The sequence below is a fragment of the Actinomycetospora sp. genome, from assembly GCF_036497585.1.
In the GTDB taxonomy this organism is placed as follows: Bacteria; Actinomycetota; Actinomycetes; order Mycobacteriales; family Pseudonocardiaceae; genus Actinomycetospora.
Window position 1 is genome coordinate 1 of the sequence record NZ_DASXJD010000192.1, and the last position, 17,580, is coordinate 17,580.

Sequence of the window (17,580 nt, forward strand, 5' to 3'; positions counted from 1 at the left end):
TCGAGCCGCAGCGTCAGCGAGATCCGCTTGCGGGGGACGTCGACGTCGAGGACCTTCACCCGCACCACGTCCCCCGGCCCGACGACGGCCCGTGGGTCGGACACGAACTCCTTCGACATCGCCGAGATGTGGACGAGACCGTCCTGGTGCACCCCGACGTCGACGAACGCCCCGAACGCGGCGACGTTGGTGACGACGCCCTCGAGCACCATCCCGGGCGCGAGATCGGTGATCTGCTCGACGCCCTCGGCGAAGGTCGCCGTCTCGAACGCCGGGCGCGGGTCGCGGCCCGGCTTGTCGAGCTCGGCGATGATGTCGGTGACCGTCGGGACGCCGAAGGTCTCGTCGGTGAACGCGCGCGGGTCGAGGCGCCCGAGCAGCGCGGAGTTGCCGACCAGCGACGCCACGTCGGTCCCGGTCTGCTCCACGATGCGCCGCACCACCGGGTAGGCCTCGGGGTGGACGCCGGAGCGGTCGAGCGGGTCGGTGGCGTCGGGGATGCGGAGGAAGCCCGCGCACTGCTCGAACGCCTTCGCCCCCAGCCGCGGCACCTTGGTCAGGGCCTTCCGTGAGCCGAACGGCCCGTGCTCGTCGCGGAACCCGACGATCGTCGTCGCCAACCCGGAGGAGATGCCCGAGACGCGGCGCAGGAGGGGCGCCGAGGCGGTGTTGACGTCGACGCCGACGGCGTTCACGCAGTCCTCCACCACGCCGTCCAGCGAGCGCGACAGCAGCGTCGCGGAGACGTCGTGCTGGTACTGCCCGACGCCGATCGACTTCGGGTCGATCTTCACCAGCTCCGCGAGCGGGTCCTGGAGCCGGCGGGCGATGGAGACCGCGCCGCGGATCGAGACGTCGAGCTCCGGCAGCTCCTTCGAGGCTTCCTCCGACGCCGAGTACACCGACGCGCCGGCCTCGGAGACCATCGCCGGGGTGAGCCCGGGGACGTTGCGGGCGAGCTCCTGGGCCAGCTTGTGGGTCTCGCGGGAGGCGGTGCCGTTGCCGATCGCGACCAGCTCGACGCCGTGCTGCTGCGCGAGCCGCGCGAGGGTGGCCAGCGACTGCTCCCACTGGTTGCGCGGCACATGCGGATAGATGGTGTCGTGCGCGACGACCTTGCCGGTGCCGTCGACGACCGCGACCTTCACCCCGGTGCGCAGGCCGGGGTCGAGGCCCATCGTCGGGCGGGCGCCGGCCGGGGCGGCGAGGAGGAGGTCGCGCAGGTTGCCGGCGAACACCCCGACGGCGCCCTCCTCGGCCACCTCGCGCAGCCGCACCCGCAGGTCGACCACGAGCCGCGACGAGATGCGGGTGCGCCAGGCCCACCGGGCGACGCCGAGCAGCCAGGAGTCGGCGGGACGCCCGCGATCGGCGATGCCGGCGGCCGCGGCGATGCGGGCCTCATAGGCCGAGGTGTCGCCGTCGTCGTCGGCGGAGCAGGGGTCGAACGTGAGCGCCAGGACCTCCTCGGACTCCCCGCGCAGCAGCGCGAGGATCCGGTGCGAGGGGAGCCGGGTGAACGGCTCGTCGAACGCGAAGTAGTCGGAGAACTTGGCCGCCGACGGGTCCTCGGCCTTGCCCTCGCGCGCCACGGCGACGACGCGGCCGCGGGTCCACATCCGTTCGCGGAGCTCCCCGACCAGGTCGGCGTCCTCCGCGAGGCGCTCGACGAGGATCGCGCGGGCGCCCTCGAGCGCGGCGTCGGCGTCGGCCACGCCCTTCTCCGCGTCGACGAACGCGGCGGCCGCCGCTCGGGGCTCGACCGAGGGGTCGCCCAGCAGGCCGTCGGCGAGCGGCTCCAGGCCGGCCTCGCGGGCGATCATCGCCTTGGTGCGCCGCTTGGGCTTGTAGGGCAGGTAGACGTCCTCGAGGCGGCTCTTGGTCTCCGCGCCGAGGATCTGCGCGTGCAGCTCGTCGGTGAGCTTGCCCTGCTCCCGGACCGACCCCAGCACCGAGGCGCGCCGCTCCTCGAGCTCGCGCAGATACCCGAGGCGCTCGTCGAGGGTGCGCAGCTGCGCGTCGTCCAGCCCGCCGGTGGCCTCCTTGCGGTAGCGCGCGACGAACGGCACCGTCGCGCCGCCGTCGAGCAGCTCGATGGCGGCGCGCACCTGGCCCTCGCCGACCTCCAGCTCGGTGGCGAGGCGGCGCTGGACGGGCGGCAGCTCGGTGGGAGTCGCAGCAGCAGTCGCGGTCACGGGAGCCATCGTGCAACACCCCACCGACAGCCTGGGCCGACCCCGGCACCCGTCGTCGGGAAGCCGGTGTGCCAGACCGGGCTCAGCCCTCCAGCGAGAGCAGCGCCGCCTGCACCATCGTCCGCACGCCCACCGGGAGCGCCCGCTCGTCGAGCGCGAACGTGGGCTGGTGGATGTCGGACTGCGGCCCCTCCCCGGACCACACGCCGAGCCGGCCCATCGCGCCGGGGACGTGCTCCAGGTACCACCCGAAGTCCTCGCCGCCGGAGGACTGCTCGGTGTCGACCGCCGCCCCCGGACCGGCCGCGCGCTCCGCGGCCCGTGCCAGCAGGTCGGCCGACACCGCGTCGTTGACGACCGGCGGGACCCCGCGACGGTGCTCGAGCACGTAGCCGACCCCGGTGGGCGCGAGCAGGGCGGTCACGAGCTGGCGCACCAGCGGCTCGAGCTCGTTCCACGTGGCGTGCTGCGCGGTGCGCAGCGTCCCCGAGAGGGTCCCGATCTCCGGCACGGCGTTGGCCGCGTGCCCGGCCTCGACCTGCCCCCACACCAGCACGGTGCCCGAGCGCGGGTCGACCCGGCGCGAGAGCAGGTCCGGCAGCCCGGTAATGACGGTGCCCAGCGCGTGCACGAGGTCGGCCGTCAGGTGCGGCCGGGAGGTGTGCCCCCCCGGCGAGGTGAGGCGCAGCTCGAGCATGTCGCAGGCCGAGGTGATCGGCCCGACGCGTGTCCCGACGTGGCCCACCTCGAGCCGCGGGTCGCAGTGCAGCGCGAAGATGCGGTCGACGTCCGCGAGGCCGTCGGCGGCGATGACGTCGAGCGCGCCGCCGGGCTGGACCTCCTCGGCGGGCTGGAACACCAGCCGCACGCGCCCGGGCAGGTGGTCGGCGACCGACGCGAGCGCGAGACCCGCGCCGAGCAGCACTGCGGTGTGCGCGTCGTGCCCGCACATGTGCGCGACGCCGGGCACCTGCGAGGCCCACGGCACGTCGGCGTGCTCGTGCAGCGGCAGCGCGTCCATGTCGGCGCGCAGGGCCACGGTGCGCGGCCCGGTCCCGATGTCGCAGATCAGCCCGGTGCCCGGGAGGAGTCGCGGCTGCAGGCCGGCCGACTCCAGCACGCGGGCGCACAGGGCGGTGGTGACCTGCTCGGAGCGCGCGAGCTCCGGGTGGGCGTGGATGGCGCGGCGCCAGGCGACGACGTCGGCCGTGTGCTCGGCGAGCCAGGCGTCGAGCCACTGCGGCCCGGTGCCGATCCCGAGGTCCGCTACACCGGCGTTCGCCCGTGCGGTGCTCGGATCGTCCGGGCGGGTCTGCAGCAGCGTCACCGTTCCACCTCCTCGCGCCGCCGAACGGGTGCGTCCGGCAGGCTGGTGTCCCCAGGATGCCTGCCGACGACGTGGCTCCGGGAACGTCCGGGACCGATGGCGCCGAGGGGTCAGGACGATGCTGTCAGTGGCGGAACGGTCCGGACGCCGACAAGACGAGCGGCGGATTCGTGCAGGTCACCGGATCAGCGGGCCGGAAACACCGGTCGTCGCCCGACGAGCGGTCGCACAACCCGTGACGAACGGCGCGATCCGGTTGCCCACGACCGTTCGCCGGTGGGCGCGGCCGGACGGGTGGGGCGACGGTCACCGGTGCCCGGGACGCCATCATGGGGGCGTGAGTCCCCGCCCCGCCGAGACGCGCCGCCTGGTCGGGCGCTACCGCCTGGACGCCGAGCTCGGGCGGGGCGCGATGGGCACGGTGTGGTCGGCGTACGACGAGGTCCTGCACCGTCCCGTGGCGGTCAAGGAGGTGCGGCTCTCGCTGGTGCCGGTCTCCGAGCGGGCGATCGTGCGCGAGCGGACCCTGCGCGAGGCCCGCGCGACCGCGATGCTCAGCCACCCCAACGTCGTCACGCTCTACGACGTCGTCGAGGTGGACTCCGAGCCGTACGTCGTCATGGAGCTGCTGCCCTCGCGCAGCCTCGCCTCCTACATCGCCGAACGCGGCACCCTGTCCCAGGCCGAGACCGCGGAGATCGGCTCGGCGGTCGCCTCGGCGCTGATGACCGCCCACCGCGCCGGGATCACCCACCGCGACGTCAAGCCCGGCAACGTCCTCATCGGCACCGACGGGCAGATCAAGCTCACCGACTTCGGCATCGCCCGCAACGCCGCCGAGTCCTCGATGACCCAGACCGGGACGGTCCTGGGCTCGCCGCCCTACATCGCGCCCGAGGTGGCGATGGGCCGGGCGGTCGGACCACCCGCCGACCTGTGGGGCCTCGGCGCGACGCTGTTCGCCTGCCTCGAGGGCCGCCCGCCCTACGACGCGGGCGACCCGGTCTCGACGGTGTCCGCCGTGGTCCACGGCGAGATCCCGCGGCCGAAGGGGCACGGCCCGGTGGTCGACGTCGTGCGTGGGCTCATGGTCAAGGACCCGGGCCTGCGGATGCCGCTGCCCGCGGTGCGGCGCCGGCTGCGCCCGCTCATGGCCGACCCGGAGGGCCCGATGCTCTCCACGCCGCCGTCCCCCGCGACGACGGAGTTCCGCCTCCCCCAGACCCCGTCCGACCCGCCCGCCGGCGACGCCCGCTCCGGGCTGATCCCGGCGCAGGGTCGCAGCGGGACCCTCGTCGAGGGCGCCCAGCCGGCCGGCCCGTCGAGCACGTCCAGCGCCCCGAGCCCGGCGCCGCGCCGTCCGTCGCCGACGCCGCCCGCGGCCCGCACCGCGCCGCTCACCAGCGCGCCGCCCGACGACCCCGCGACGCCGCCCACCCCGGAGAGCGGGGACGCGGCGGCGCCGGCGCAGGCCGGCGGCGCGGGCGAGCGCGAGGCGTCCAGCCCGACGACGACGGCGGGTGCGGCCGGGCCCGGCACGACACCCGACGACGACGCGTCGGGGCCGAGGAGCACGGTGGCGCCGGCGGCGCCGGACGGTGACGCCGAGGCCGCTCCCGACTCGGCGGGCAGCGACGGCTCGGTGGCCGCCGGGCCCGAGGACGAGGAGAGCGCCGACGTCGCCGCGGCGACCCCGGCCGCGGAGACGGGCGCGGGGAGCGCCACGGCGGCGAGCGAGGACACGGACGGCCCGGGGACCGGCGGGGCGGCGAGCACTGCGGTCGAGGCGGACGGGAGTGCCCCGGACGAGGCCGGGTCGTCGGCTCCGACCCCGACGACCGACGGCGCGGAGACCGACGAGGACGCCGGCGACGGCGTGGTGGCCGGGGCGGCCGGGGCGGCCGTCGCGGGCGCGGCCCTCGCCGCGGGGGCCGCGGCGGCCCGCGGGGGCACCGCCTCCGACAGGACCGAGTCCGACAGGACCGAGTCCGACAGCACCGGAAGCGACAGCACCGGAACCCACACGGCCGATGAGGCGGACGCCACCGGACGCGACGGCGGTGCCGGGCGGACCGTGACCGGCGCGTCGGCCGCCGAGGACCCGGCCGAGGAGCCGGCCGCCGAGGGCTCTCCGACGAACGTGGCCGGCGCGGGAGCGCGCACCGACGAGGACGCCGCCGAGGAGTCCGGGGAACGCGAGGGCGGCCCGGCCGACCCCATCCGGTCCGACCGGACCGTTCCCGACGGGGCGGGCGACCCGGCTGGGGACGAGGACCCCGGCGACGCGTCGGGCGACGACGACACCCCGACCGGCAACGACACCCCGACCGGCAACGACACCCCGACCGGCCCCCCCACCAGCACGCCGCCCAATCCGCCGTCGTCAGGTCTCGGGTCGTCGGGCACCGGGCGCCCCGCGACGCCGTCGTCGGGCACCCCCCGCACCTCCACGCCGTCGTCGGGGTTCTCCCGCACCCCCACCCCGTCGTCCGGGAACGCCGTCCCGGAGCCGGGCGCGGCCGAGACGACGATGCTCACGCCCCGCCTGCCCGAGAGCGCCCGACCGGGCCCGCGGCCCGGACCCTCGACGCCCGGCGCGTGGTCGCAGCCCTACCAGCGACCGCCGCGCGCGCCGATGTCGGCGCCGATGCGGCAGGGGGCGCCCCAGGCCCTGGCGGCCGATCCCGGACCGCTGCCGTTCGCCACGGCCCGCCGCCCGGGCCCGGCGCCGAGCCGGACACGCCGGATCGGGATCGTCGTGCTCGTCGTCGTGCTCGCCCTCGCGGGGCTGGTCGGCGGCTACGTGGCGGCGCGGCTCATCGGCGGCCAGCCGGCGTTCTCGGTGTCGCTCGCGCCGGAGGGCCCCGTGGTGGACGGCGAGCGGATGGTCTCCCACAGCGACGACAACGCCCGCTACAGCGGCACCGGGATGGGGTTCACGGCGCTGGTGCCCAGCACGTGGCAGCAGTTCCGACTGCAGCAGCCCGGCGGGGACATCGTCGTGCGCTACGTGTCCGACGACGCCGACCGCGAGCTGCGGATCGACCGGCTCGTCAACTTCTACCCCGCCCAGCACGCGGCCGGGTACGCCGCGCTGCTCGCCCAGCCCTCGCGGACCGGGGCGGACGCGGTCCGCGTGGAGCCGCTCACCGTGGTGGCCCCGGCCCGTCCCGGCGCCGCCGAGCCGGTGCAGCAGACGGTCTACCGCGCGCGCAGCGGCACCACCGACGACCGCACCACGTGGACCCGGCTCATCCCGTCCGGGGCGGACCTCTGGGTGATCCGGATGACCGCGCCGAGCACATCGCCCGGGGCGGCGCCCCAGCAGTTCGCGGTGATCGCGGACAGCTTCACCCCGCCGGTCTAGCTGGTCGCGCCGAGGTGGACGTCCGCGCTCTAGGGTCCACCCCCGATGAGCGCCGCACCCTCCTCGAGTCCCCGCACCGACCCCGAGGGCACCGCCCGCGCCGCCGCCGCCGAGCTGGCCCGTCGGACCGGGGTCGAGCGCCACGACGTCGCCGTCGTCCTCGGCTCGGGCTGGGCGCCGGCGGCCGACGGGCTCGGCCCGGCCGAGGCCGAGGTGCCGGTGGCGGAGCTGCCGGGCTTCACCCCGCCGGGTGCGCCGGACCACCGCGGCACGGCCCGGTCACTCACCGTCGCCGGCCACCGCGTCCTCGTGCTGCTGGGACGCACCCACCTCTACGAGGGCCACGGCGAGGCGCAGGCCGTGCACGCCGTCCGCACCGCGACGGCGGCCGGCGCGGGCACCGTCGTGCTCACCAACGCCGCGGGCGGCATCGACCCCACCTACGCCGTCGGCCAGCCGGTGCTCATCAGCGACCACCTCAACCTCACCGGACGCTCGCCGCTCGTCGGGCCCGCATTCGTGGACCTCACCGACGCCTACGACCCGGCATTGCGCGCGGCCGCCCGCCGCCTCGACCCGACCCTCGTCGAGGGCGTGTACGCCGGCCTCCCCGGCCCGCACTTCGAGACGCCGGCGGAGATCCGGATGCTGCGCACGCTGGGCGCGGACCTCGTCGGGATGTCGACGGTGCTGGAGACGATCGCCGCCCGGGCGGCCGGGGCGCGCGTCGCGGGGATCGCGCTGGTCAGCAACCCGGCGGCGGGCACCACCGACCAACCCCTCGACCACCTCGCCGTCCTCGACGTCGTCCACGCCGCCGCCGCTCGGACCGGGGAGTTGCTGCGCGGGCTCGTGACGGCGGCGGTGTCGGCATGAGCGGGCTGCTCGTCGTGCACCACACCCCGTCGCCGTCGTGCCAGACGCTGCTCGAGGCGGTCCTGGAGGGCGCCGGCACCGACGAACTGCCCGAGCCGGTCGAGGTGACGACGAGGCCCGCGCTGGCGGCGGGTCCGGCCGACGTGCTCGCCGCCGACGCGGTGGTGCTCGGGACGCCCGCGAACATCGGAACGATGTCCGGCGCCCTCAAGCACTTCTTCGACCAGATCTACTACCCGTGCCTGCAGGACACCCGCTCCCTGCCGTTCGGGCTGTACGTGCACGGTGGCGACGACGTCGCCGGTGCGGTCCGGGACGTCCTGCGGATCACCGGTGCGCTGGGGTGGGAGCAGGCGGCCGCTGTCGTCGAGACCACCGGCACCGTCGGGACCCCGGAACGCGAGGCCGCCTGGGAGCTCGGGGCGACGGTGGCCCTCCGGGCCATGTGAATGAATGTGGTCGTCCCGACGACCGAATCCGTTCACATGGCCGGAAGGCCTGACGGCCCCGCGGTGTTGGCGCAGGCATGACATCGCGAGCCGTGCAGTACGCCCGCTACGGCGGGCCGGAAGTGCTGGAGATCGTGGAGCGCGAGGACCCGCAGCCGGGCCCGGGCCAGGTGCGCCTGGCCGTGCGCGCCGCGTCGGTCAACCCGATCGACTGGAAGCTGCGCTCCGGCGGGATGGCGTCCTCCGACGCGCCCGACCGGCCGGTGATCGCCGGGGTGGACCTGGCGGGCACGGTCGAGGCGGTCGGGGAGGGAGTGACGGCGTTCGGCGTCGGCGACGAGGTGCTCGGCCACGCGAAGGGCGGGGCCTACGCGGAGAAGGCGCTCGCCGACACGTCCGCGCTGGCCCCGAGGCCGGGTGGGCTGTCGTGGGAGGTCGCCGGGGCGCTGCCGGTCGTCACGACGACCGCGTACCGCGGGCTCGCTCTGCTCGGGCTCGGCGAGGGTGACGACACCGCGGGCAAGGTGCTGGTCGTGAACGGGGCGTCGGGCGGCGTCGGGGTCGTCGCCACGCAGGTCGCCGTCGCCCGGGGCGTCACCGTCATCGGCACCGCGAGCGAGCGCCACCAGGACGACGTCGAGGCTCTCGGCGCCACCCCGGTGGTCTACGGCGAGGGCCTGGCCGACCGCGTCAGGACGATCACCGACCACGTCGACGCCGCGTTCGACACCGCGGGCAAGGGAGCGCTGGGCGACCTCGTCGCACTCACCGGCTCGGCCGATCGCGTGATCACGATCGCCGACCCCGACGCCGCGAAGTACGACGTGAAGTTCACCGGCGGCGCGGGCGCCGCGTCCGAGGAGGTCGAGGGGGCGCTCGCCGACTTCGTGGGCGGGGTGGCCTCGGGGCAGTACCGGGCGCCGGGGGTCACGGTCTATCCGCTCGAGCAGGCCGGGAAGGCCCAGGAGGACAACCGCACCGGCGCGGTGAGCGGGAAGCTCGTTATCACGCCGTGAGTCACTGCCGCGCCCGCAGCGCGGCCTCGTAGAGGGCCTTCGTCGAGACCCCGCGCTCCGTCGCGACTCGGCGGGCGGCGTCCTTGAGACGCTGCCCGCCGGCGACGAGCGCGAGCACCTCGTCGGCGAGCTCGTCGGGCTCCGGGGCGGTGAGGACGGCGCCGCCGAGCACGACGGTCACCTCGCCGCGCACGTCGCGCTCCCCCGCCCACGCGGCCAGCTCGCCGAGGGAACCGCGGACGACCTCCTCGTGGGTCTTGGTCAGCTCCCGGCACACCGCCCCCGGGCGCCCGGCGCCGAGCACCTCGACGGCCACCGCCAGCAGCGACGCGAGCCGGCGGGGCGACTCGAAGAAGATCGTCGTGCGCTCCTCGGTGGCCAGCGTGGTCAGCCAGGAACGCCGCTTGCCGTCCGCCCGCGGCGCGAACCCCTCGAAGCAGAACCGGTCGGTGGGAAGCCCCGACACGGCCAGCGCCGCCAGCACCGCCGACGGACCCGGCAGGCAGCGGACCCTCAGCCCCTCGGCGACGCAGGCCGCGACCAGCCGGTACCCGGGGTCGGACACCGCGGGCATCCCGGCGTCGGTGACCACCAGCACCGTCGCACCGCCCCGGACCTCGTCGACCAGTCGCGGGATCCGTGCCCGCTCGACGTCCTCGTAGAAGCTCACGACGGTGCCCCCGACGACGACGCCGAGCGCCGCGGCCAGGCGCGCGAGACGGCGGGTGTCCTCGGCGGCGACGACGTGGGCGGTGGCCAGCGCGTTCCGCAGGCGGGCCGAGGCGTCCTCGGGGTCGCCGAGGGGGGTCGCCGCCAGCAGCAGGACCCCCCCAGAACCGACGTCCCCGGACACGGACGCCGACCCTAGATCAGGCGGGGCGGCGGCAGCACCGGCCGGCGGGGACACTCCGGCCCGTACGATCGTCGCCCGTGACGGCTGGCAGCACCCTGGAGCGGCCCGCGGCGGCGCCGACCGCCCCGGACCCGCGCGGGGTGCTCGCCCCCGGGCCGCGGGGAGTGGAGAGCCTGCTCGGGCGCCCGATGCCGACCGACCGGCTCCGGGGCTGGGTCGTCACGATCGTCCTCACGCTGATCGCCGGGGTCGTGCGGCTGTGGGACCTCGGCTGGCCCACCGACAACGGCACGCCGGTGTTCGACGAGAAGCACTACGTGCCGCAGACGTGGCAGGCCCTGCGCAACGGCGGGTACGAGGACAACCCGGGCTACGAGCTCGTCGTCCACCCGCCGCTGTCGAAGCAGATGATGGCGCTGGGCCAGTGGGTGTTCGGGTACGACCCGGTCGGCTGGCGGGTGGTCTCCGCCGTCGTCGGGACCCTGTGCGTGCTGCTGGTCATCCGCATCGGCCGCCGGCTCACCCGCTCGACGCTGCTCGGCGCCCTGGCCGGGATCCTCCTGACCTGCGACGGGCTCTCCCAGGTCTCCAGCCGCGTCGGGATGATCGACATCTACCCGACGCTGTTCGTCCTCGGCGCGTTCGCCGCGATCCTCGCCGACCGCGACGACGTCCGGGGGCGGATGGCGGTCGTCGTCGCCGAGGGCCGGATCCTCGCCTCGCCGTTCGGGCCGCGGCTCGGGGTGCGCTGGTGGCGGTTCGCCGCCGGGCTGTGCATCGGGGCATCGCTGGCCAGCAAGTGGTCCGGGCTCTACTACATCCTCTTCTTCGGCGCGCTGGCGATCGGGTTCGACGTGGCCGCCCGGCGCGCGGCGGGGGTCGCGCGCCCGTGGGTCGGGACCCTGGTGCGCGACGTCGCGCCGCTGGTGTGGGCCTTCTTCGTCATCCCGATGCTGGTCTACCTCGCCAGCTGGCTGCCCTGGATCGCCTCCGAGACCGGCACCGATCGCCACGTCGCCGACGGCAAGGGCGACTCGGTGGCCCTCGTCGCGCTGCTGCCCGACTGGCTCCCGGACTGGATCCGCGGCATGGCCTATTTCCAGGCGAAGGTGCTGCAGTTCCACGCCACGCTGTTCACCCCGCGCGGCAACCCGCACCCGTGGGAGTCCAAGCCCTGGACGTGGCCGATGGGGCTGCGCCCGATGCTCTACTACTACGAGTCAGGGGCGGGGGCGACCGGCTGCGGGGGGAACGACTGCGTCGGCGCGGTGATGGCGATCGGTACGCCCGCGCTGTGGTGGACCGCGTTCCCGGTGCTCGGCTGGGGCGTCTGGCGCTGGATCACGAAGCGCGACTGGCGCTACGCCGCCGTCCTCGTCGGCTACGGCGCCGGGATCCTGCCGTGGTTCACCGACATCGACCGGCAGATGTACTTCTTCTACATGACGCCGGTGATCCCGTTCATGGTGCTCGCCGTCGTCCTCGTGCTCGGGGAGATCCTCGGGCGGAGGACGGCCGGACCGGAACGACGCTCGACGGGCCGGATGGTGGTCGCGCTCTACGTCGGGCTCGTCGTGGCGAACTTCGCGTGGCTGTGGCCGATCCTCGTCGGCGCCTCGATCACCGCCGCGCGGTGGAACGCCGAGCTCTGGCTGCCGTCCTGGCGCTGACCTCGGTGGGTTGAGCGAAGGGCACCTTCGGTCGAATAGATCGGCCGTGGGCGCCCCTCGCCGGAACGGGGTGCGCACCCCCGATCCGAGCGAAGGGCACCTTCGCTCGGATAGACCGACGAAGGGCGCCCCTCGCCGGAACCCCGATCACCGCCGGCTGATCACCGCGAACGCGCCCCCGACGGGTCCGCGAGCACGGCCCGCCGCCTCGTCCGGGCCCAGCAGGACCTCCCCACCCACCGTCGGGACGGCTGCGACCGCCCCGTCCAGGTCGTCGACGGCGAAGTGGACCAGCCAGTGGGGCAGCGCGTCGCCGGCGCCGACCACCGCGCCCATGGCCGGGCCGTCGCGGTGCAGCGTCGTCGTGCCGGGCTCGTCGGTGGGCTCGTGGACGTGGTCGAGGACGGCGCCGTAGAACGTCCTGGTCACCCCCGGATCGGCCGACGCCGCCTCCACCCATGGCAGCCCCGACCCGGGCTCGTCGGACTCCCACAGCCCGAACGCCGCCCGCCCGCGTCGAGGGCCACGACGACCCCGCCAGTGTGGCGCCGATCACCCCGACCCGCGCGCCGATACGTCGCATTTCTGCGTATGGGCAGCGGCGGGCGCGACGCGCTGCACTGGACCTCGGGGGCCGGGACCAGCGTGCCCACCACGCGACCAGCGCCCGGGTCGACCAGGTCCGGCCGGGGCCCGTCACCACCACCACACCCGGAGACCGACCATGACGACCGACGCCGTCCGCACCTCCCCCGCCGGGGCTCCCGGGCCGAGCCGGGCCGAGGCGCCCCGTCGTCGACGTCGGCGGCTGCTCGACCTCGACGCCGCCGTGGCGACGGGCACGACGCCGTCGGCCCTCGTCAAGCCGCTCGAGCTCTCCTGGTGGGACTGGACGGTCTTCCTGCTCCACACCGCCACCGAGATCGAGCACGCGCTGCTGGTCCAGTACCTCTACGCCGCGTACTCGCTGGCCGACGCGGGCTTCCTCGGGGCGAACGTGCCCGCGAACGCCACGTCGATCACCCGCCGCTGGCGCAACACGATCATCGGGATCGCCCGCGAGGAGATGGGGCACCTACTGACCGAGCAGAATGTTCTGCGCTTCGTCGACGGGCCCGTCAACCTCGACCGTGAGGACCTGCCGTTCCGCACCGGCCTGTACCCCTTCGCCTTCGAGCTCGAGCCGCTCAGCCGGGTCTCGCTCGCGAAGTACGTCGCCGCCGAGATGCCGGCCGCACCCGATCCGGCCGAACTGCCGGCCGACGAGCTGGCGGAGATCCTCGCGCTTGCCGAGAGCGCCACCGACGGCGTGCCGGTGAACCGGGTCGGCGCGCTGTTCGACGCGCTCGTCGACGTCCTCGACGACCCGACCAAACTCACCGACGCCGACCTGCGGCCCGGCAGCGTCTCCCATCAGGCGCCCGAGGACTGGTCGAACTTCTTCGGCATCATCGCCCGGCTCGTCACCGACCGCGCCGACGCCGTCGCGGCGATCACCGACATCGGGCAGGAAGGTGAGGGGTCGGGGACGACGACGCCGCCGGACCGGTCGCACTTCGCCCGGTTCCTGACGATCTTCCGGGAGTTCCCCGCGAACGACGGCGTCGTCGGTCCGGACTGGATCCCCACGCGGTCGGTGCCGGTCAACCCCACCACCCTCGCGACGCCCGCCGGGGACGCCGAGCTCGAGCGCGGCCGCATCACCGCCCCCACGACGAGGCTCTGGGCCCAGCTGTTCGACCTGCGCTACCGGATGCTGCTCACCGATCTCGGCCACGCCCTGCGACTGGACGGACCCCACGACGACCCCCAGGGCACGCGCACCATCCGCGGCACCCTCAAGGACTGGACCTTCGACGAGATGACGGTCGGTCTCGCCGGCGTCGGGAACGTGCTCACCGAGCGCCCCTGCAAGGACCAGCCCGGGCCCGACGACCCCGCCGTCGCCGGTCCGCCGTTCGAGATGCCGGCGACGCTCGCCCTCGCCGACACCGAGCACGCCGTCTGGCGGCTGCACCTGTCGCTGCTCGACAGCTCCGCCGAGCTCATCGCGGCCATCCGGGCCGCCGAGGGGACGCACGACGTCCTCGACGCCCTCGAGTCCTCCGACGCCGCCGCCCGGCCGTTCGTCACCGCCCAGCTGGCGGCGACCTGACGATGACGACCCCCGCCGCGGGAGCCGACGGGGGTCGTGGAGATCGGGAGTGGAGCTGAGGGGAATCGAACCCCTGACCTACTCGATGCGAACGAGTCGCGCTACCAACTGCGCCACAGCCCCAACGATCGTCAACTCTAGCAACCACACGCACCGGGCCCGCCCCCGGGTGGTCGCCCACGGAACCCGTCGGGGGAGGCAGGTTCCGTGGACGGCCACCCGGCAGCGGGCCCGGGCGGGTGGGGGATGCGTGTCAGCCCGCGGCCACGCGGCGGTAGGCCGGGATGCGGGAGTCGGACAGGTCGTGGAAGTCGGGGTCCTCGTCGGTGTCGGCGACCAGTTCCATGCCGTCGGGCACCGCCGGGGCCGGGGTGCGCGGGGCGATCCAGCGCGGCGCGGGCACGTCGAGGTCGTCGTCGGGCTCCTCGTCGACGTCGTCGTCGTACCCGGCGTCGTGGTCGTCGTGGCCGGTGTCGCCGTACCGGTCGTCGAGGTCGTCGGCCGAGCCCCACGCCACCGCGTCGGCGAGGCGGGCCTCGTGCTCGACCTGGCGCTCGCGGCGGGCCTCGAGGGCGCGGCGCTCGCCGGTGAGACGGGCGAGGCGACGACGGCGGACCTCGTCCTCGATGCGCGTCTGGCGGCGCAGGAAGAACAGGTAGCCGACCAGCCCGACGTCGGTGGCCACGTGGAGCCACCACAGCACCGGGCTCACCACCAGCGCCGCGAGCATCGCGAGCACCGCGACCGCGATGAGGCCCACGGCCACGCGCTGTCGGAAGGCGTAGCGGGCGTGCGCCGCGGCTGCCGCGGCGTCGGCGTCGAACCCGCCACGGCCGGGGCGGTAGGAACGCGGCCGGTGCTCGTCGGCACCCGCCTCGTCGGGGTACGTGTCGTACCCGTCGTCGTACCCGGCGGTCGCGAGGCGACCCTCGTCGTCGTGGTCGTCCATGCCCTCGTCCTCCCCGGCGTCGTCCCGGACCGGTCCGCGGCGCCGGCGATCGAGCACGCGGCCCTGCGGCGCGTCCGCGCCCGTCCTGCCCGTGGTGTCTCCCGCCCCGGGGTCGGTCTCCGGGGCGGTCTCCGTCTCGGGCTCCGCGGTCACCGCGACCGTCACCGCCGCGCTCACCGCGGGGCGCTCCGGCCGCGCGAGCACGCGGGAGCTCAGGTGCGCCTCCGCCGGCCGCGGCACCATCTGGCGGCGGCGGGCGACCACCGGCACCAGGACGGCCAGCCACGCCACCACGAGAGCGGCGAACACCAGCGAGCTCGGCATCGTCCGCCCTCCCCGACCCGGACAAGACCCGACACGGGAGCCGACCCCGAGGAGTCGACCCCTCGGCCCGGGCCGCCTGGGTCCGTGACCGACACTCGCCACGCTAGTCACACGAGTCCCATCCGCCCCGTAGCCGACACGGCGTGTCGTGCGCGAACCGTGACCATCACCCTCCAGTGAGGAGACCCCGGACCAGCCGTCGGCCCCTTAACCACTCGATGGGCTGGTAGTCAAGAGGCGACGTTGGGCCGTGTGGGTGGTCAAGCTCGGGTCGAGGCTCGACCCGGCCCCGAGAGTGCCCGGTGGGGGGTGATCAGGAGCGGGTGACGCGCCCGGAGCGCAGCAGGCGGGCGACGAGACCGTCGGGCAGGACGTCCTCGGCGGTGACCGCGAGGACGACGTGGTCGCGCCAGTCGCCGTCGACCTCGAGGTAGCGCTTGAGCAGCCCCTCCTCGCGGAAGCCGAGCTTCTCGAGCACCCGCAGGCTCGCGGCGTTCTCCGGGCGGACGGTGGCCTCCACGCGGTGCAGCCCGACGCGGGAGAAGCAGTGGTCGACGGCGAGCGCGACGGCCGCCGTCGTGACTCCCTGGCCGGAGTGCTCGGCCGAGACCCAGTAGCCGACGTAGGCCGACAGCAGCGGCTCGCGCACGATGTTGCCGACGACCACCTGGCCGCTGAAGCGGCCGTCGATCGTCAGCGCGTAGGGGAGGGCCGTGCCGGCGCGGCCCATCGCGCGCAATGTGCCCCAGCGCCCGGGCCACTCGACGAGCGCGTTGTGGTCGGCCCAGCGCCCGGGCGGCATCGGCTCCCACGGGGTGAGGTAGGCCTCGTCGCGCAGGCGCAGCCGCGACCACTCGCGGCCGTCGCGGAACCGGACCGGCCGCAGCGACACCGTGCCCGCGGCGGTGCGCAGCGAGCGCAGGCGGTCCGGCCAGCCGGGGTGGCGACCCGTGGGCCGGGCCCCTCCCCAGATCGGCACGGCCATCCCGACGTTCTAGCACCTACCTCGGAGCCAGGAACGCCACCCGTACCTCGGTGTCCAGGCCGGCCTCGGTGACGTCCTCGTCGATCACGATCAGCGCGTTGGCCTCGGCCAGCGAGGACAGCAGGTGGGAGCCCGCGGTGCCGAGGGGCTGGGCCAGGTAGTCGCCGGTGTTCCGGTCGCGCAGCAGCTGCCCGCGGACATAGCTTCGGCGCCCGGGCCGGGAGCCGACCGGCGAGAGCAGTCGCGCGGTGACCTCGCGGCGGTGCAGCTCCGGGCGGCCCAGCGCGAGCCGGATCAACGGGCGCACGAGGACCTCGAACACGATCAGCGCCGAGGTCGGGTTCGACGGGAGCAGGAAGGTCGGGATCTCGTCGGTGCCCAGCCGCGCGAAGGACTGCACCGACCCCGGGTGCATCGCCACCCGCGAGGTGTCCACCGGGCCGAGCTCGGTCAGCGCCGCCGCGACCGCCTCGCCGTGCTCCCCGCCGACCGCGCCGGCGACGAGCACCACCTCGGCGAGCCCGAGCCGTGCCTCCACCGCCTCGCGCACCAGGGCCGGGTCGCTCCCGACGATGCCGATGCGCGTCACCTCCGCGCCCGCGTCGCGCGCCGCGGCCGCCAGCGCGTAGGAGGTGACGTCGACGATCTGCCCGGCGCCGGGGGTGCGGTCGACGTCGACCAGCTCGTCGCCCACCGCGATCACCGACACCCGCGGCTTCGGGTGCACCAGCACCTTCGTCCGCCCCACCGCGGCCAGGAGCCCCACCTGCGCGGGCCCGACGACGGCGCCGCGGCGCACCGCGACGTCCCCGGGCGCCACGTCCTCCCCGGTCCGGCGCACGTAGGCCGCCGACGGGACCGGCGCCTTGACGGTGACGCGGGCTCGGCTGGAGGGCACGGCGTCGTCGGTGTGGTCGTGCGGGGCGACGGCGTCGGCGAGGGTCGGCAGCGGGGCGCCGGTGGCCACGCGCACGGCCTGCTTCGGGCTCAGGCGGTGCGCCTGCCGGGACCCGGCGGCCACCTCCCCGACCACCGGCAGCTCGACCGGCTGGGCGTCGGCCTCGCGCACGTCGACCGCGCGCACCGCGAACCCGTCGACGGCGGCCTGGTCGAACCCCGGCAGCGCCCGGTCGGCCACCACCTCCTCGGCGCAGAGCAGCCCTTGCGCCTCGGAGATGGGTACGCGCACCGGCGCCGGTCGTACCGCGGCGTCGAGCACCCGCCGCAGCTGGGCATCCACGGTCCTCACGGCTTCATCGTGCTACGACACGCCGTGCGGACCGGGGACCGACGCGCCCGGCGTGTGTCCCGCCACCGGGCCCGGGCACCCGTCGTCGTCGGAGGGCTCCACTAGTCTCGCCCGGGTCCCGACGCCGGGCGGGGCCGGTCCGCGCGGCCGGGCCCCCGGCCTCCC

General features: G+C 75.5%; 13 protein-coding genes and 1 tRNA gene. 6 read left to right on the forward strand and 8 right to left on the reverse strand.

Annotation, left to right across the window (positions count from 1 at the left end):
• A partial coding sequence (locus VGH76_RS18315) for a Tex family protein (protein WP_331558146.1) occupies positions 1-2,195 on the reverse strand: 2,195 nt, incomplete at its 3' end.
• 82 nt (positions 2,196-2,277) lie between these two features.
• Entirely contained in the window at positions 2,278-3,522 is a 1,245-nt protein-coding gene (locus VGH76_RS18320) for an amidohydrolase (protein ID WP_414637754.1), read from the reverse strand.
• A 337-nt stretch (positions 3,523-3,859) separates the two neighbouring features.
• Here VGH76_RS18320 and VGH76_RS18325 point away from each other — a divergent pair, with 337 nt between their 5' ends.
• The 4 genes from VGH76_RS18325 (at position 3,860) to VGH76_RS18340 (ending at position 9,230) form a co-directional block, all read left to right on the forward strand.
• The gene (locus VGH76_RS18325) at positions 3,860-6,889 is read left to right on the forward strand and encodes a protein kinase domain-containing protein (RefSeq protein WP_331558148.1); all 3,030 of its coding nucleotides are present in this window, start codon (positions 3,860-3,862) and stop codon (positions 6,887-6,889) included.
• A gap of 45 nt (positions 6,890-6,934) precedes the next feature.
• Positions 6,935-7,765 (forward strand): purine-nucleoside phosphorylase, encoded by an 831-nt coding sequence (locus VGH76_RS18330; RefSeq protein WP_331558149.1) that lies wholly within the window; start codon positions 6,935-6,937, stop codon positions 7,763-7,765.
• Positions 7,762-8,214, forward strand: coding sequence for a flavodoxin family protein (locus VGH76_RS18335; RefSeq protein ID WP_331558150.1), 453 nt, complete (start codon positions 7,762-7,764; stop codon positions 8,212-8,214). Before VGH76_RS18330 ends, VGH76_RS18335 begins: the two co-directional genes overlap by 4 nt.
• A 77-nt stretch (positions 8,215-8,291) precedes the next feature.
• The gene (locus VGH76_RS18340) at positions 8,292-9,230 is read left to right on the forward strand and encodes an NADP-dependent oxidoreductase (protein WP_331558151.1); all 939 of its coding nucleotides are present in this window, start codon (positions 8,292-8,294) and stop codon (positions 9,228-9,230) included.
• A 1-nt stretch (position 9,231) separates the two neighbouring features.
• Here the strand turns inward: VGH76_RS18340 and rsmI are convergent, their stop codons facing one another.
• Entirely contained in the window at positions 9,232-10,083 is an 852-nt protein-coding gene (gene rsmI / locus VGH76_RS18345) for a 16S rRNA (cytidine(1402)-2'-O)-methyltransferase (protein WP_331558152.1), read from the reverse strand.
• A gap of 77 nt (positions 10,084-10,160) precedes the next feature.
• Between rsmI and VGH76_RS18350 the strand changes: the two genes are divergently transcribed.
• Positions 10,161-11,753, forward strand: a complete 1,593-nt coding sequence (locus tag VGH76_RS18350) for a dolichyl-phosphate-mannose--protein mannosyltransferase (RefSeq protein WP_414637755.1) — start codon at positions 10,161-10,163, stop codon at positions 11,751-11,753.
• 147 nt (positions 11,754-11,900) lie between these two features.
• Here VGH76_RS18350 and VGH76_RS18355 read toward each other — a convergent pair whose 3' ends face one another.
• The gene (locus VGH76_RS18355) at positions 11,901-12,182 is read right to left on the reverse strand and encodes a hypothetical protein (protein ID WP_331558153.1); all 282 of its coding nucleotides are present in this window, start codon (positions 12,180-12,182) and stop codon (positions 11,901-11,903) included.
• A 295-nt stretch (positions 12,183-12,477) separates the two neighbouring features.
• Here VGH76_RS18355 and VGH76_RS18360 point away from each other — a divergent pair, with 295 nt between their 5' ends.
• Entirely contained in the window at positions 12,478-13,908 is a 1,431-nt protein-coding gene (locus VGH76_RS18360) for a ferritin-like domain-containing protein (RefSeq protein ID WP_331558154.1), read from the forward strand.
• Positions 13,909-13,958: 50 nt separating this feature from the next.
• Here the strand turns inward: VGH76_RS18360 and VGH76_RS18365 are convergent.
• From VGH76_RS18365 to glp, 4 genes are all read right to left on the reverse strand, one after another.
• A tRNA-Ala gene (locus VGH76_RS18365) sits at positions 13,959-14,031 on the reverse strand.
• A gap of 130 nt (positions 14,032-14,161) precedes the next feature.
• Complete coding sequence (gene glpR / locus VGH76_RS18370) at positions 14,162-15,181, reverse strand: gephyrin-like molybdotransferase receptor GlpR (RefSeq protein WP_331558155.1); 1,020 nt, start codon at positions 15,179-15,181, stop codon at positions 14,162-14,164.
• A 313-nt stretch (positions 15,182-15,494) separates the two neighbouring features.
• On the reverse strand, positions 15,495-16,166 hold the full coding sequence (locus tag VGH76_RS18375; RefSeq protein WP_331558156.1) for a GNAT family protein: 672 nt from the start codon (positions 16,164-16,166) through the stop codon (positions 15,495-15,497).
• Between the two features lie 16 nt (positions 16,167-16,182).
• The gene (gene glp / locus VGH76_RS18380) at positions 16,183-17,415 is read right to left on the reverse strand and encodes a gephyrin-like molybdotransferase Glp (protein WP_331558157.1); all 1,233 of its coding nucleotides are present in this window, start codon (positions 17,413-17,415) and stop codon (positions 16,183-16,185) included.
• Positions 17,416-17,580 lie beyond the last annotated feature (165 nt).